Consider the following 14,831-nt stretch of genomic DNA (forward strand, 5'->3'; position numbering starts at 1 on the left):
ATGTATCAGATAACAAGCGCTTGTAGCAGCAAGCAAACAAACATTTGTATAAATATATAAACAAAGATGTCGGGGAACTAAAAAACCTGCTACAACGTTTTCGGACTGCTGCCGGCAAAAAAACCGGCTGCCGAACGGTATTAGCCCCTACTTTTGCACCGAAATTGCCCAAGATTGAAGGATGAAACAAAAAAAATACTACATCATCGATTTCGACAGCACGTTTACACAGGTGGAAGCCCTGGATGAACTGGTGCGCATCTCTTTAAAAGACAATCCCAGCCGGGAGGCTGTTTATAAAAAGATTGAAGATTTTACCAACCAGGCCATGAACGGTACCATGTCTTTTTCAGACAGCCTGGCCGCCCGCGTACAACTGCTGGAGGCCAACAAATCGCACCTGAAAAAACTGGTGGTGCACCTGAAAAAGAGAGTATCCAAATCCTTTTCGCGCAACGCGGCCTTCTTTAAAAAACATGCGGAAGATGTACTGATCGTTTCCGGCGGATTTAAGGAATTTATAACCCCCGTGGTGAAGAAATTCCATATCAAAAAGGAAAATATTTACGCCAACACGTTTGTATTTGATGCCGCGGGAAAGATCATCGGGTATGATGACCAGAACCCGCTGAGCAAAGAGGGAGGAAAAGTGATCCTGATCCGCGAACTGAACCTGCAGGGCGAGCTATATGGCATTGGCGATGGCTATTCCGATTTCCAGTTACGGGAAAGCGGGCTCATTAAAAAATTCTTTGCCTATACTGAAAATATTTCCCGCAAAAGCGTAACGGCCAAGGCCGACCATGTAACACCCAGCTTTGATGAATTTTTATACCTCAACAAATTGCCGGGCTCCATCTCCTACCCCAAAAACCGGATCCATTGCCTGGTACTGGGCGCAGTACCGGAAAAGGACCTGCAGCCCCTGGTACAGGAAGGCTTTACCCTGGTGTATGAGCAGGATGCGGATGATAAAGCGCTGCAACAGGCCAGCATGCTGCTGATAACCCCGGATGTGGTATTGGACGCAAAAAAATTAAAAAAAGCCCCCCGCTTAAAAGCGATCGGCGTTAGCGGGAAGATGAAAACCGGCGTTCCGCTGGAGCTTTGCACCGAAATGGGCATCGTGGTATTTGGCAATGCGAAAACCAACGGGCAACCGGCGCAACGCATGATCGACTTTATGAACAAGGGCGCCATCAGCGATAGCTGCAATTTTCCCAAACTGCAGCTGCCGGCCGTGAACAATACCCACCGCATCATCCATATTCATAAGAACGTACCGGGGGTTATGGCCCAGGTGAACCTGCTGCTGGCGCGGCACCAGATCAATATCAGCGCGCAGTTCCTGATGACCAATGCTATTGCGGGTTATACAATTATTGACATTGATAAGAACTACGATAAACAATTACTGAAAGAATTAAAAAAAATAGAGCACACCATTAAAACCAGGGTGCTCTATTAAAAACAGGAGATGGCTGTATGCCACCCCATGTTGTTGCTTTAAGCGATTTTTATTGATTACTGCAGATGCGGTGCCGGGAGCCAGGATATTTTGTTTTCCTAATCAAGGCCGCTGATTCGCAGATGAAAGGCCGCTTATGATGAGGCTGCTTGTCATGCTGGTTGCACGCCGTCTCCAAGATATTTTTAAACAGCACGAACCCTGTGGTTCGATTGAACGCGATGCGCGCAACGGGAACCTGAATGCTGAAAAATCCGCTTAGCGTATTCGTTGGGTGACCATTGCGGTTGCATACAGCTACCAGCATGTCAGAACCTCTGATGTATAAAAAATACTTTCGGATCCCTTTAAGGAGACGACATTCGTATGCCCATACCAATTATACCCTTAGCATTCCCCGGAAGCCCCGTGCCGCATAGTAAGATTCGGCACCGTTGTGATACGTAAACACATGATCATAACGCCGGTCGCAAAAAAGCGCGCCGCCCAGCTTCCGGATGGCGGACGGTGTTTGTATCCAGCTGGAGGTTTTGAGATCAAAAGCGCCCAGCTCCTGTAATGCCCGGTACTGTTCTTCCGTAAGCAGTTCAATGCTCATGGCCTTTGCCATTTCCATAGCGCTGTCTGCCGGCTTGTGCTCCTTCCGGGATGCCAGCGCATCTCCGTCAAAACAAAGGCTCCGCCGGCCTTTGGGACTTTCGGACGCACAGTCTGCAAACAGGTACTGCCCCGTTTTTTTATCATACCCTACCACATCCGGTTCGCCACCGGTGCGTTCCATTTCCTCCAGCGACCAGAGCGCTTCCGGCCGGGCCTCCAGCTTTGCCTGTACGGCGGACCATTCCAAGCCCTTATGCCGGCCTTTATGCTTTTCAAAGCGGGCTTTCAGGATGCCGAGTAATGTGGCCGCCTGTGATGCGGGTAATTGTTTTTTTGAAGATTTCATGTTGTGCTGTTTAAAGGTTCTTCTTTCGCCGGTATCCGGTTAAACAGACTGCCCGAACGTAAGCAAATTATTATCCGGATCCAGCAACGCAAATTCTTTTTGACCCCAGGGCTTTACCTGCAACTGCCCCGCGGGGTGTATGGCTACGGCGCCGTCCAGCAGGGATTGGTACAACGCGTCGATATTATTGGTACGAATATATACCTGCCCGTAGTTTTCGGCGGGATCCAGTTCCTTAAACTCAAAAAAATGAATCTGGATAGCCTCCTTGCCCACCATCAGGTAGCCTTCATAATCGTTCCCGATTTGCTGAAAGCCCAGCTGGCCGGTATAAAACGCCTTGGTAAGGGCTTTATTCCGCATGGGTAATTTGGGATGAATGGCTGTAAGCATCATTACGGTTATTAAAGCATTTTTGTAAAACAGCGCAGGGCTAATCTTCCGGCCCCTTTCCTTCCAGGATATTTGGTATATATTTTTCCACCCTGGCGGCCCGGGTTTTGGATTGCTTGGCCTGCGAAAAATAAAACAGGTATGCCCGTTGCCGGCCGGGTGTGAGCGCTGCAAAGGCCTTCTTCAGTGCGGGCAACTGATCCAGCTTTTGCTGAAACTCTTCCGGCATGGCGTAATCCTTTGTTTTTTTCAGCGGTACTTTTAAACCCGTCCGCTCTACTTCGATGGCTTCATAAATATAGGATTTAATGACCGCTGCCTGGTCCTTAATTTCCTTTACGCCCGTAAAACGGATCTGGCGGGCCGACTGTACATTCTCTGTTTGCTGGATCAGGATGCCCGCAGGGTCCTGCAGCAGGGCACCTTTAAAAAGCAGCAGGGCACAATATTCCTTAAACACATGGATGAGCACGATATTGCGTCCTTCAAAAACATAGCAGGGACAGCCCCATTTGAGCTCTTCGGCAAGACCGCAATCGAGCACAATCGTCCGCAGGAGCTTTGTTTCCTCCTGCCATTTTCCTTTATTAAAATAGAAATCGGTTTTAGGGTTCATATACAAGTTTTTGATCTGCTGCTATAAAGTTAGGAAGGCTTATTGACTTTGCGGCTTGCCGGCCGGAAATACCAGGACACCATGGTAAGTACCAGCAGTAAGGATGGGCCAAAAAGATCTTTACCGCCGTCGCCCAGCACCAGGTGCGAAACAATAGCCCCGGTCATGGCAAAGAAAAAACCGGCATAGGCCCATTCTTTCAGTAACGGAAAGCGGGGCATGAGCACGGCCGCTACGCCCAGTATTTTCCAGATGCCCAGCAGCGTAAGCAGGTATGCCGGGTAGCCCAGGTGCGCCATCAGGGCGGTTTCTTCCTTTGTTTGGATCAGCTGTACCATGCCGGTAGACAGCATGCCCAGGGCCAGCCAGACTGTGGCAATCCAGTAAATGATTTGATCTCTTTTTTTCATAATAATGGTTTACATGATTTGAATGCGGTATCCGCATCAACGGTTATTTTAACTTACTCAGGATTTGCTCCAGGCGGTCGTGCGCCATATTGATGCCATAGGAAAAGGGCAGTTTCAGTTGCTCGGCCCGGTGTTTTTCCGACCGGTACACCACCTGCATAATGAGCCGGCTGGTATCTTCCGATAAAGGCTCAAATTGCAGAAACTCCAGCTGGATACCAAAGGGCGCGTTTTCCATTTCAAAAGTGCGGGTGATGCGCTTTTCCGGTACAAACTCATGAATGGCACCATTGGCGCGAAAGACCACGGTTCCTTCTGCATTGCTGGTTTCAAACTGGTAGCCGCCATGCTGTTTGTTTTCCAGTTTCAGCACTTTGGTGCCCATCCATTGTTCTACCAATCCGGGCTCTGCATAGGCCCTGAACAACAGGTCTACCGGGAGGTCAAATTCCCTGGTGATCACGAGGTCCTGCCGCCCGTCTTCGGCGTTGATTTTTGTTTTCCGTTCCATATCGTTTTTATTTTTTTGATTTGTATTTTTTCATTACGTCTTCCAGTTTGTTGAACCGGTCGTCCCACATCTTGCGGAACGGCTCGATAAAGTCGGCTACTTCTTTCATTTTTTGGGGATTAAAGTGGTAATACATTTCGCGGCCGTTCTGCTCCTGCTGCAGCAGCTCGCATTCCGTAAGAATCTGCAGGTGTTTGGATACCGTGGGCCGGGCGGTATCGAAATTGGCCGCAATGGCGCCGGCGGTCATCGATTGTGCTGCTACCAGCAGCAGGATCGCCCTTCTTGTAGGATCGGCTATGGCCTGGAAAACATCGCGTCTTAAATTCATTGTGTAGCTATTTGACTACAAATATACATGTAGTCATTTAACTACACAAATTTTTATTCCTATTTTCTTTTAAACGCCAATACAAGCATCAAAAATGTCCGGATTGCCCGGGCAAAGGGTCCAATTTACATCCGGCAGCTGCTGTTTCCCGCTCTTACCTTTGTATTTCAACAATCCCTCAACAATGAAAAGTATCTATCACCGGCTACTCATTGAGGCTCCGCCGGAAAAAGTTTATGAAGCACTGACCACACAGGAAGGGCTGGCCGGCTGGTGGACGCCGGATACCAGTGCCAGGCCGGAAACAGGCAGTATACTGCGGTTTGCATTTGGGCCTGGTTATTTTAAGGAGATGGAGGTAGCGGAACTGGTTCCCTTTACCTGCATAAAATGGCGCTGTTTAAAAGGGTATGAAGACTGGATTGGCACCACCCTGAGCTTTGAACTGCAGCCACACGCCAAAGGAACGGTGCTGCTCTTTCATCACGACGGGTGGAAGGACTATACACCGGAGTTTGCTTCCTGCAGTTACGATTGGGCACTTTTCTTCAGAAGCCTGAAATTTCTTTGCGAAACCGGGAAAGGATTCCCTTACCCGGAGTTTAATAAATAAGGGTTTATTTATTGCGGATGAATGCGAGGAATTCCGCCCGGGTGTTTTCATTCTGGAACTTCCCGGAATAGCTTGAAGTACCCGTATTGCTCTGCACATCCCTAATGCCCCGGGCCGCCACACATAAATGATCGGCCTCTATAACCACGGCCACATCATGATGACACAGCGCCGCTTTCAATCCATCGGCGATCTGGATGGTGAGCCGCTCCTGCACCTGGGGCCGTTTGGCATAGTACTGCACCAGGCGGTTGATCTTGGAAAGCCCGATGACCCGGTCACCGGGAATATAGGCCACATGCACTTTACCAATGATGGGTACAAAATGATGCTCACAACAGGAATACAGGGAAATATCCTTTTCGATGAGCATCCGGTGATAGCCGTATTTGTTTTCAAAAAGGCTGATACGGGGTTTGTTGGCGGGGTTCAGACCGCTGAAGCGTTCCTTCACAAACATCTTTGCCACCCGCGCCGGTGTTCCACTCAGACTGTTGTCATTTAAATCGAGTCCAAGGGTTTGCAGGATCTGCGAAAAATGATATTCGACCGCACTGATCTTTTCGGTATCGCTTTGTTCAAAGGCACCCGGGCGCATTGGGGTGTTTGCAAAAAACGTTTCCGCCTCCGGGATTATAACTGCTTCCATCCTGTGTAATTCCATTAAAGTGTGTTGACTTTTTTCATAACATTTGCAACGATCACGTCGCAATAAACCAGGTTAAATTCGAAGATTTCAGAAGGTGCATACATTTTCTCGATTTCATGCTTCAGCATTGCCTTTGCCCGGCTCAGCCGCACTTTTACATTGGCCTCGGAGATTGCAAGCAAACCAGCGGTTTCGGATACGTTTAAGCCGCTCATTTCCCTAAGAGAAAATACAATACGATAATCGAACGGCAGCCGGCCAAGCGCTTCTTCAATTACCCGGCCCAATTCGCTGTTTTGAACCATTTTTCCTGTATCGTTATCAAAACCTGTAAACATGGGTATTGCATTATCATTGATATCCGTTGCGATCTCATTTTTAAACCCGGCCTTGCGTTGCTTCCGGTAACAGTTATGCATCATGATCCGGATGATCCAGGTCTTAAACTCGGATCGCCCTTCAAACTGCGCTAAATTTTTGTAGGCGTCGATAAAGGTGTCCTGCATCAGGTCCTGCGTATCCTGATGATTATAGTTATAGGATCGGCCGATCTTATAGAGGTACGGATTGTACCGCCGGATCAGGATTTCGTAAAGTGCCGTTTCGCCTTCCAGCACCCGCCGGATCGTTTCTGTATCTGTAAGCCGTTTAAATGAAGTCATGCTACTGTTTGCCCGATGAAAAAACTCCGGCCATTTTTGCCATAGAAAATGCCCCGATGGCCATTACCAGGTCCCTTACGGCCACATCGGGATAATGAAATCCAACCAGCAATGTTACCGCTATAAGTGTAAGCCAGGCCGCAACAATATACCCTCCAGGCGCGGCTTTCCGCAATACAATGAAGCCTGCCACGATTTCAATAACGCCCACGATCTTCATAAATGTAGGCGCCGGAAAGGGTAGCATTGTTGCAATGGAAGGATTGATATAATGCTCCCAGCTGGTGAGCAGGTTGGTAAATTTATCAAGCCCTGCAACAATGGGAACAATGACGAAGGTAATGCGTAACAGGTTGAAGACGGGCTTCAAAGACTGCTCGGTATTGGTTGATTCCATAACTTATTTTTTGCTGTTACTCTATTAGAGTCTGTATCGCTTTAAAAGGTTACAAAAGAAGGGCTATTTTTAAAGGGCAGGTGTGGGGCAGGCGTCCGCCATTGCTTCTATAAATTTACACCATTTACAGGAACTCAGCCTTTGTGGACAAATACGATGGAACCACCAAGACTCTAAGTCACAAAGACCTTCAAAGAAAAAAAACTTAGTGTTTCTTGGCGTCTTCGGTCCTTCGTGGCCAAATACTGTAGTACCAGGAAGACATAACATTTTGCCCTGATACACCGGAAACTCGCCGTTCTTATCGTATTTTTACCCGCATGAGCAACGAATTAACTGAATCGAAATCATTACCGGTGCTGGATGCCGAAGAAATCCGCGTGCTGGGGGCCCTGATGGAAAAATCAAAGGCCACGCCGGAGTATTATCCCATGACCTTAAACGGACTAACCGCCGCCTGTAACCAGAAAACAGCGCGTTATCCCGTTGTGAATTATGATGAGCAAACCGTTACCCTGGTCCTGGACCGGTTAAAACGGAAAAACCTGGCGGCAACCGTTACCGGGGGCAGCAGCCGGGTGGTTAAATACCGGCATACCATTGCCCTCAATTATCAGTTTACACCGGATGAGCTGGCGGTGCTCTGCCTGCTCTTTCTGAGAGGACCGCTCACCCCCGGCGAAATCAACAGCAGCTCCGGCCGGCTATATGAATTTGATGACCTGGCCGAGGTGCAATCCGTATTGGAAAAATTATCTACCGCAGCAACGCCTTATGTACGGCAGTTATCCCGGCAGCCGGGACAAAAAGAAGCCCGTTATATGCATTTATTTGCGGATGAAGCGCTACTGGAAACCTATACAGCGGAAACTACAGCACCTCCTGCAGCAGCTTCCAACAGCCACCTTGAAGAACGGCTGCAGGTGGTGGAGCGGGAACTGGCTGCATTAAAAGAAGCTTTTGAAAAACTGATGAAGGAATGGACCGGATAAGGTTTTAAAAATAAATTCCGGATAAAATGTGTAATCTGATTTTGCAGGTTAAAAGAAGACACGCCTGATACAGCAGTAGTCTTTACAACTTTTCACCCAGTGGCGCATAATATCTTCCGGTAGGCAGCAACAGCTCATAATGTTTCCCAACAGAGAACCGTTTCATTTCAATAGCAGAATCTGTAAAATGGCTGCCCGTTATTTGTGCCCGCTTCCAGTCGCGAAGTGCCGCGCAGAGCAGTTTACCGGCGGCGCCGGTAAGACTATCTACCAGCACGGTTAACGCTCCTGTTTCAAACATGCCTGCTCTTTTCGCCCGGTATATCTTTTCTCGCTCATGTGCCCGTTTTAAAGAAGTGATGCGCTTATCCCCTTCCAAAAACTCATCAGCAATTTCTATGGCATCGTCAAATGAAGTGCCGCGTACGCCTCTCAGATCCAACGTAATCCTGTTAACGCCTTCGGATTTGATTCTTTCCAGTTTTTTTACAAAAACTGTATAGGCTCCTTTAGCAAGCGGTGACAACTCTATATAAGCTGTCCGCGGTTCTGTTTTTACAACCGTGATCACCGGCTGTTCACTATCTATGGCACCAGTGCCGGAGGCCCGTCCTGTAGTAACTGCAACACCATTGAGCCGGGTCGCCATCTTATTAAGTGCAATCCGTTCCAGATCTGACACGTCCACTGTGTCGGTATAATGGTGGCTGATAATCTTCAACACATCGCCGGGAATAACCACAGCGCGGTGGCTCGTATGCAGGTTATATCCGATACCTGCACCTAAAAGCAGCACGAGGACAAAGAGCAGCAGATTATTGTAACGGCGGATCATGGTACTGAATAACTTTTCCTGAAAGTTAGCAATTTATGATTAAGAACGGGCACACTTTTGTTCGGATTGAATCTATACGCGGGTCATCTATATGCATTTCCGTCCTGCAGATTCCCGCTGATTTAAACTCAGATCTAACAGATCAAGAGACTGAAGTACCTGCCGATTGATACTGCGTTGCGATTATACTGTATACACACAAGGCAGGTGTCGCAAGCAATTCATCACATCAAATCATCAATTCACTGCAGATGGAGTGATGCATCTTTTAGAGCCGGGATAGTTTTGTGTTCTAAAACAATCCATCATGTACAGAACAATTTTATTTACCCTGCTAACCTTTTCAAGTTTGCTGGGTGCTTGCGAAAAAAACCAAACCGATGCTTCCGGCGCCTATGGCGATGGCCCCAAAACACCCGTTCCTGCTGCATTACAGGGCGGCTGGATGTATGGCTACTTTTCCACTACGGAGTATTGGAATCAGAACCCGGCCGAGTATATTGGCAACGGTTTTGAATTAGCCATTGCCTTTAAATTCAACGTCAACGGCACGTATGAGCAGTATTTCACTTCCAAAACTGTATCAGGTGGTGTAGCCACTTACCACCAGTCGGTTACCAAAGGAACCGTGGAAATAAACGAGGCCAGTAAAACCATCGTTACACACGCCCATTCGGCGCATTACAAACAAACCAAAAACGGGCAGACCACGGAGAACCGGGACCTGGCTGACAGCGAGATTACTAAAGAAACCCAATACACATATGAACAGGGAACGGAACCCAATGGCACAAAGCATATTCGTCTTAAAATGAAGGGCACGGCCGATGCGCTTTCGTTCCTGCTGAAATTTTAATCCTGCACCCATCATTCGTCCCGGCATCCTGCTGTGCACAGCGATGAGCAGGACGGGCTTTCGATTCAATCTTATTATAAAATCAAAACAAATGAAAAGAATTGCTTTTTCCGGGCGCTTCCGGATCCTGCTGTTGCTGCTGGGCTTTATGATCCTCATTGCGGCATCCTGCAAAAAAATATCGCTGATTCCGGAAACCGGGAACGAAGATCCTCCGATTCCTGAAACGAACAATAATAGCGGCCAGGTAACACCCATCGGGGAACCGCTTGAAGCCGCTGTAACAACAATGATCGGCCCTGCCGGCGGAACGCTCCAATCTGCCGACGGCCGGCTGCACATCACCATACCTGCCGGTGCCGTTTCTGCAAACCAGGGATTCAGCATCCAGCGGATCACGAACACCAATATTGCCGGAACAGGTTCTGCCTACCGCTTACTGCCGCATGGTGTTCCCTTTTCAAAACCGGTTACACTGTCTTTCCAATATGACACGCTTGTTTTTGAAGGCACAGCCCCTGAGGCTGTGGGCATTGCCTACCAGGATGAACAAGGCGTGTGGTGGGGACAGGGTGCCGCAAAAGATGCGACGGCAAATACATTATCCGTTAGCACTACTCATTTTAGTGACTGGAGCCTGTTTAAGGCGTTTACACTTTATCCCACATCCGGTGCTGTAAATCCGGGGCAAACGCAGGAGCTGCGTGTAAACAATAACCTGTCGGATGATTTTGTCGTTCCTCCTGTTCCGGGCACACCCCGCCCTATCGGTCCACAGCATGACGTAACCGCAGCGTATATTAAAGAGTGGAAACTGGGCGGAGCCGGTACACTGAGCCCCGCTGGTTCAGAAGCCGTTTATACAGCCCCCTCAGGCATGCCCGCACGCAACCCGGTAGCCGTTTCTGTAACGTTGAAAGGACCCGGTACAGGACTATATATACTGGTATCCAATATTTATATCGGCCCTGAAGGTGTCACCTTCCGCATCGACAACGGCCCCTGGCTGCACGGCACGGTTCCACTGGGTGTTGTACTGGCACAGGGCATACACAACCTGGATGCAGCCGTGGTATCTTCCGGTAATAACGGACCTGCAGACGCTGCCTTAAGTTTGAAATGGACCGGGTATCCCTCCGGAGGCCATCTCAACTGGGGCGATTCCATTCCCTGGTTTCTTTACCAGCCGCCGGGCAATACGGCTTACCAGCAATTTATGGTAACCGGAAAGGTGATTATGCCGAGTGCCGGGGGCATTGACTTCAGCAGGTACACGGAAACACCCGGGGGCACCATCGTGGGTAGCTTTTACCTGGAAAGAGCCGGAAAGCGCGTTATGACAGGATCCGGAGTTACCTGGTCGCCCGCAAAAATCGAAGGCTTTTTTCGTGTAAAACGGGCTGCGCCATTGTAATAATGGCCTCCCCCGTTACCTATACAGAACCGGGCCATATCCGAAAGCGATGGCAATAATAGAACATCATCCTTTCAGCGACCGGTATATCTGCGAAGGCGGCATCCAGGCAATTCCTTTTGAATAAAGCGCATTGATTGGATGCCGCCTTCTGTGGGTTACGTTTTTATCCAGGATGCTCCCGCTGCCATCGCTACCCATTACTTAAGGAAATACTTATTCAACGGCTTCACGTTGCCGATTGATAAAACAGGTTAATATCTTTTAGTTATGCTATCCTGCGGTTCAATAATAACCAACCAACGTCTATAGCTTCGTTGATTTTATGCCCCCCGGTCAATATGGCGGGCTACAAGTACTTCCTTTATGGTATTTTTGTGGTTGATAACGATTAAGCTGAAGAATTTATCATCCTGAACCTTAGCTCATAAAGCATGCAACAAGCCTTAAACAAGACCACGCTTCTGGTGCTGCTCTTTGCTGCACTGGCTGTGGGCGCACAGCCAGCTATTGACCTGGGCGGCCTTCAGAAAAACGGCGCACAGGTGCATGCTGACAAAAACCATATTATGATTCAATGGCCCGCAGGAAAGGCTGGTATGGTAAAAATGATCCTGGACCGTAACCCGGCGCGCCCCCTTTTTCACAGCATACAGGTAGGTAAAGCCAACACGTTTACCGAGGTGGTAAAGGAGCTGGATCCCGTATTTATCCTTCGGGAAGGCAAAAGAACCCTGAGCCCTTCCAGTGGCGGCTGGGATGTTTTTTTTGACAAAGTGCCCACGCGGCCGTATACGACCGAACTGGTGGAATGCAGCAACCGCAATGGTGCTGTATCCAGTGAAGGGTCCCGTACCATTGTAAAGATCGGTGCGCTGAAGGCCGGTTCCTTTTCCGGTCACTTAGAGATCACCATCTACAACGGAAGTCCCCTGTTCAATATTGCTGCCGTGGTATCCACCGCAAAGGATTCAACCGCTATTTTATATGACGCGGGGCTGGTTCATAAAAACGAAACCTGGAAGAGGGTTGCCTGGGCCGATGTCAATGACCGGATGCAATACCAGGAAACCGGTCTGCAGGACACTGCACAAAACCTGGAAGTAAAATACCGGACCATTATCGGCCAGACGGCTGCGGGCAGTTGTGCCATATTCCCGGCGCCGCACCAATATTTTTACCCGCTTGATGAAGCCTTTAATTTAAAATTCACCTGGCAGGGTCGCAATTATTTAAACAAGGTTCCGGGTTTCGGGATCGGTATCCGTCAGGATCCACTGGGCGACCGGCGTTATGTGCCCTGGTTTAATGCCCCACCCGGCACTTTTCAGCGGCTGAACTTTTTTTGCCTGGTAAGCACAGACCCGCCGGCAGCCATCCTGGAATCCGTAAAGAAATTTACGAACAATGATCAGTTTGTTGCCCTGCCCGGCTATAAAACAATGGCCAGTCATTTTCACAACGAGTTTATCATGCAGGTGGCCTTGAGCGGGAAACCAGTTCCGGAAAAACCCGAATTTACCGAAGTACTGAAGCGCACAGGAATCAACATCGTGAAGCTGGCAGAATTTCACGGTGTGGGGCATCCCAAGGGACCGGATTCCCTCCGGCTGAAAGAACTGCATGCATTGTTTACACAAACCAAGCGGCTTTCAGACACCAGTTTTCTGCTGCTGCCGGGCGAAGAGGTCAATAACTTTTATGGTGGTCATTGGCTGGCCTTGTTTCCCAAACCGGTGTACTGGGTCATGTCGAAGAAAAACGATACGCCGTTTCTTTCCCAGGACCCCGTATATGGCAAGGTATATCATGTGGGGACAAAAGAAGAAATGCTCCGCCTTCTTCAGCTGGAGCGGGGCCTCGCCTGGGTAGCGCATGCCCGTACCAAAGCATCGACGGGCTACCCGGACCAATACCGGGAAGCCGATTTCTTTAAATCAGACACCTACCTGGGCGCCGCCTGGAAGGCTATACCCGCCGATCTTTCGTGGACAACGCTCAGCAAGCGCGTGCTTCATCTTATGGATGATATGGCCAACTGGGGATTGAAAAAATACGTGCTCAGCGAATCTGACATTTTCACTATCACCCGGCAAAACGAGATGTATGCGCATTTGAATATCAACTATCTTAAACTAAAAAAACTTCCCCGGTATGATCAAGGCTGGCAACCCGTTCTGGATGTGTTGCGCAACGGCCGTTTTTTTGTATCCACCGGAGAAGTCCTGATTCCTTCTTTTCACATTAACGGAAAGGAATCAGGTGATACGCTAAAACTGAACGCAACGGGCAAGGCTACAATCTCCATCCAGCTTCGCTGGACCTTCCCGCTCCGGCACGCGGAAATCGTTTCAGGAGATGGAAAACAGGTTTTTCGCACGCCCATTCCTTTAAATCATACCCTGCCCTTTGGCAAACAAACCTTCCGCTGGCCGGTGCAACTTGAAAACCGGAAATGGGTGCGCGTGGAAGTATGGGACGTGGCCGCCAACGGTGCCTTTACGCAACCGGTATGGCTGCAATAGGACAAAGACCTTATACATAGTGGCCGGCGCATGCGGTTTACACCCCGTCAAAAAAACGGCCCACTACCTGCCCGTTTGACGAATAACCCGGAACAGGTTCTTAAACGTTGTTATATTAGCAGCGGCACCGGCAGAATACGGCTGACGCCCATAATAGGCCCGGATAAACTCAGCCGTACTGATCCATGTCGTTTCGAGCACCCCCTGCATCCGGCCTGCAAGCGTTTGGGCAAATTCCGCCCGGGTACCATCTTTACGGGCTGCATAGATCTGCTCCAGCTGGGCCAGGGCCGACGCTGTATCTGCGCAGGCACTGGCCAGCACATCAAAGCCTTTGATGGCAAAATATGCCGGCGTGGGCGGGGCATTTTCATATTTCCAATCGGTGATCATAATATCTTTAGGGATCATGTCGATCGCCCGGTGCGTATTGTTCATACTGGCCTGCCATCCCAGCAGGTTGGTGGTTTTTCCATCGATCAGGCGATCGCTCCACATCCACATGCGGCATTTTTTTTCCTGCAGGTGCGCATGTAATTTCCGGATGTATTCCGCCAGGATCTCTGCCTTATCCCGTCCTCCGCAGCGGGGGCATTTTTCATACCCAATGATCCAGGCTTCATCCAGCCCAACATGGAAGTCAGCAGCACCGCATACTTCAATCAATTCATCCATCAGCGGAAAAATAATCTTTAACAGATCCGGATGTGCCGGGCAGAGGCTCTTATGATAAAAGTCGTACCAGTTCCCGTACTTCCAGGGTACCGGCGGATTCAGGTCCGGCGATTCGTCGAACTGCGGATACTTTGCCAGCAACGGCAACAGCTCGGTTTGCTCCGACTGATGCCCCAGCAGGTTCATCATGGGCACCATACGGATATTGGCTTCTTTACAGGAACGGGCAATCTGCTGCAGTTCGGCCCTGGACAGCGCGCCTGTTGCGGCAAGTTCGGGATGCGATTCAAACTGGTACCACCATTCAATGCGCAACGCTAATGTGTTGACGCCTTCTTTCGGCAGCGCCTCTTTTATAAAACGGCACAGCATTTCCACATCTGCCCGCTGTGGTATGTTTAGCATCAACCCCCTTACCGGAAGTTCTTTCCAGGGAAAATCCTTATACGTTTGCCCAGCAGCCCGGTGCCCGGAAAGCAGGCCTGTATACAGCATACAGGCCACTAACCATAATCGTATTATTTTTTTCATTGCCACC

Annotated in this window: 17 protein-coding genes; 6 read left to right on the forward strand and 11 right to left on the reverse strand. The window is 49.3% G+C overall.

Features of this window, described 5'->3' with window-relative positions; all coding sequences use genetic code 11:
* The first annotated feature begins 181 nt into the window (after nt 1-181).
* The gene (locus tag LL912_RS11615) at nt 182-1,468 is read left to right on the forward strand and encodes an HAD-IB family phosphatase (protein ID WP_235553739.1); all 1,287 of its coding nucleotides are present in this window, start codon (nt 182-184) and stop codon (nt 1,466-1,468) included.
* A gap of 379 nt (nt 1,469-1,847) precedes the next feature.
* Here LL912_RS11615 and LL912_RS11620 read toward each other — a convergent pair whose 3' ends face one another.
* The 6 genes from LL912_RS11620 to LL912_RS11645 are packed head-to-tail and all read right to left on the reverse strand — an operon-like array spanning nt 1,848 to nt 4,675.
* Entirely contained in the window at nt 1,848-2,414 is a 567-nt protein-coding gene (locus LL912_RS11620; protein WP_235553740.1) for a DUF4256 domain-containing protein, read from the reverse strand.
* 39 nt (nt 2,415-2,453) lie between these two features.
* The gene (locus LL912_RS11625) at nt 2,454-2,810 is read right to left on the reverse strand and encodes a bleomycin resistance protein (protein ID WP_235553741.1); all 357 of its coding nucleotides are present in this window, start codon (nt 2,808-2,810) and stop codon (nt 2,454-2,456) included.
* A gap of 37 nt (nt 2,811-2,847) precedes the next feature.
* On the reverse strand, nt 2,848-3,423 hold the full coding sequence (locus LL912_RS11630; RefSeq protein ID WP_235553742.1) for a YdeI/OmpD-associated family protein: 576 nt from the start codon (nt 3,421-3,423) through the stop codon (nt 2,848-2,850).
* A 29-nt stretch (nt 3,424-3,452) separates the two neighbouring features.
* A complete protein-coding gene (locus LL912_RS11635; RefSeq protein ID WP_235553743.1) occupies nt 3,453-3,833 on the reverse strand; it encodes a DoxX family protein in 381 nt (126 codons plus the stop codon).
* Nucleotides 3,834-3,876: 43 nt separating this feature from the next.
* Nucleotides 3,877-4,344: an SRPBCC family protein gene (locus LL912_RS11640; RefSeq protein ID WP_235553744.1), complete on the reverse strand. Its 468-nt coding sequence runs from the start codon at nt 4,342-4,344 to the stop codon at nt 3,877-3,879.
* Between the two features lie 7 nt (nt 4,345-4,351).
* Entirely contained in the window at nt 4,352-4,675 is a 324-nt protein-coding gene (locus LL912_RS11645) for an ArsR/SmtB family transcription factor (protein ID WP_235553745.1), read from the reverse strand.
* Nucleotides 4,676-4,859: 184 nt separating this feature from the next.
* Between LL912_RS11645 and LL912_RS11650 the strand changes: the two genes are divergently transcribed.
* Nucleotides 4,860-5,288 (forward strand): SRPBCC family protein, encoded by a 429-nt coding sequence (locus LL912_RS11650; RefSeq protein ID WP_235553746.1) that lies wholly within the window; start codon nt 4,860-4,862, stop codon nt 5,286-5,288.
* 4 nt (nt 5,289-5,292) lie between these two features.
* Here the strand turns inward: LL912_RS11650 and folE are convergent, their stop codons facing one another.
* The 3 genes from folE to LL912_RS11665 are packed head-to-tail and all read right to left on the reverse strand — an operon-like array spanning nt 5,293 to nt 6,996.
* Entirely contained in the window at nt 5,293-5,937 is a 645-nt protein-coding gene (gene folE, locus LL912_RS11655) for a GTP cyclohydrolase I FolE (RefSeq protein WP_235553747.1), read from the reverse strand.
* 14 nt (nt 5,938-5,951) lie between these two features.
* Entirely contained in the window at nt 5,952-6,599 is a 648-nt protein-coding gene (locus tag LL912_RS11660; protein ID WP_235553748.1) for a sigma-70 family RNA polymerase sigma factor, read from the reverse strand.
* A 1-nt stretch (nt 6,600) separates the two neighbouring features.
* The gene (locus tag LL912_RS11665) at nt 6,601-6,996 is read right to left on the reverse strand and encodes a hypothetical protein (protein WP_235553749.1); all 396 of its coding nucleotides are present in this window, start codon (nt 6,994-6,996) and stop codon (nt 6,601-6,603) included.
* Between the two features lie 320 nt (nt 6,997-7,316).
* On the opposite strand from LL912_RS11665, the gene LL912_RS11670 reads away from it, so the two are divergent.
* Nucleotides 7,317-7,988 carry a YceH family protein gene (locus tag LL912_RS11670; protein WP_235553750.1) on the forward strand — a complete coding sequence of 224 codons (672 nt, stop codon included), beginning with the start codon at nt 7,317-7,319 and terminating at the stop codon, nt 7,986-7,988.
* Nucleotides 7,989-8,070: 82 nt separating this feature from the next.
* On the opposite strand, the gene LL912_RS11675 is transcribed toward LL912_RS11670, so the two are convergent.
* Entirely contained in the window at nt 8,071-8,823 is a 753-nt protein-coding gene (locus tag LL912_RS11675; protein WP_235553751.1) for a S41 family peptidase, read from the reverse strand.
* 307 nt (nt 8,824-9,130) lie between these two features.
* Here LL912_RS11675 and LL912_RS11680 point away from each other — a divergent pair, with 307 nt between their 5' ends.
* From LL912_RS11680 to LL912_RS11690, 3 genes are all read left to right on the forward strand, one after another.
* Nucleotides 9,131-9,679: a hypothetical protein gene (locus LL912_RS11680; protein WP_235553752.1), complete on the forward strand. Its 549-nt coding sequence runs from the start codon at nt 9,131-9,133 to the stop codon at nt 9,677-9,679.
* Between the two features lie 91 nt (nt 9,680-9,770).
* Nucleotides 9,771-11,093 (forward strand): hypothetical protein, encoded by a 1,323-nt coding sequence (locus tag LL912_RS11685; RefSeq protein ID WP_235553753.1) that lies wholly within the window; start codon nt 9,771-9,773, stop codon nt 11,091-11,093.
* Nucleotides 11,094-11,527: 434 nt separating this feature from the next.
* Nucleotides 11,528-13,618: a CehA/McbA family metallohydrolase domain-containing protein gene (locus tag LL912_RS11690; RefSeq protein ID WP_235553754.1), complete on the forward strand. Its 2,091-nt coding sequence runs from the start codon at nt 11,528-11,530 to the stop codon at nt 13,616-13,618.
* 63 nt (nt 13,619-13,681) lie between these two features.
* Here LL912_RS11690 and LL912_RS11695 read toward each other — a convergent pair whose 3' ends face one another.
* Nucleotides 13,682-14,824 (reverse strand): family 20 glycosylhydrolase, encoded by a 1,143-nt coding sequence (locus LL912_RS11695; RefSeq protein ID WP_235553755.1) that lies wholly within the window; start codon nt 14,822-14,824, stop codon nt 13,682-13,684.
* Nucleotides 14,825-14,831: the final 7 nt, after the last annotated feature.

The organism is Niabella agricola, assembly GCF_021538615.1.
Taxonomy (GTDB): Bacteria; Bacteroidota; Bacteroidia; order Chitinophagales; family Chitinophagaceae; genus Niabella; species Niabella agricola.

Coding starts and splice junctions, on each gene's coding strand:
- LL912_RS11660 (WP_235553748.1), bottom strand. CDS start 6,599: ATGACTTCATTTAAACGGCTTACAGATACAGAAACGATCCGGCGGGTG.
- LL912_RS11635 (WP_235553743.1), bottom strand. CDS start 3,833: ATGAAAAAAAGAGATCAAATCATTTACTGGATTGCCACAGTCTGGCTG.
- LL912_RS11665 (WP_235553749.1), bottom strand. CDS start 6,996: ATGGAATCAACCAATACCGAGCAGTCTTTGAAGCCCGTCTTCAACCTG.
- LL912_RS11645 (WP_235553745.1), bottom strand. CDS start 4,675: ATGAATTTAAGACGCGATGTTTTCCAGGCCATAGCCGATCCTACAAGA.
- LL912_RS11640 (WP_235553744.1), bottom strand. CDS start 4,344: ATGGAACGGAAAACAAAAATCAACGCCGAAGACGGGCGGCAGGACCTC.
- LL912_RS11620 (WP_235553740.1), bottom strand. CDS start 2,414: ATGAAATCTTCAAAAAAACAATTACCCGCATCACAGGCGGCCACATTA.
- LL912_RS11695 (WP_235553755.1), bottom strand. CDS start 14,824: ATGAAAAAAATAATACGATTATGGTTAGTGGCCTGTATGCTGTATACA.
- LL912_RS11625 (WP_235553741.1), bottom strand. CDS start 2,810: ATGATGCTTACAGCCATTCATCCCAAATTACCCATGCGGAATAAAGCC.
- LL912_RS11650 (WP_235553746.1), top strand. CDS start 4,860: ATGAAAAGTATCTATCACCGGCTACTCATTGAGGCTCCGCCGGAAAAA.
- LL912_RS11675 (WP_235553751.1), bottom strand. CDS start 8,823: ATGATCCGCCGTTACAATAATCTGCTGCTCTTTGTCCTCGTGCTGCTT.
- LL912_RS11615 (WP_235553739.1), top strand. CDS start 182: ATGAAACAAAAAAAATACTACATCATCGATTTCGACAGCACGTTTACA.
- folE (WP_235553747.1), bottom strand. CDS start 5,937: ATGGAAGCAGTTATAATCCCGGAGGCGGAAACGTTTTTTGCAAACACC.
- LL912_RS11680 (WP_235553752.1), top strand. CDS start 9,131: ATGTACAGAACAATTTTATTTACCCTGCTAACCTTTTCAAGTTTGCTG.
- LL912_RS11630 (WP_235553742.1), bottom strand. CDS start 3,423: ATGAACCCTAAAACCGATTTCTATTTTAATAAAGGAAAATGGCAGGAG.
- LL912_RS11670 (WP_235553750.1), top strand. CDS start 7,317: ATGAGCAACGAATTAACTGAATCGAAATCATTACCGGTGCTGGATGCC.
- LL912_RS11685 (WP_235553753.1), top strand. CDS start 9,771: ATGAAAAGAATTGCTTTTTCCGGGCGCTTCCGGATCCTGCTGTTGCTG.
- LL912_RS11690 (WP_235553754.1), top strand. CDS start 11,528: ATGCAACAAGCCTTAAACAAGACCACGCTTCTGGTGCTGCTCTTTGCT.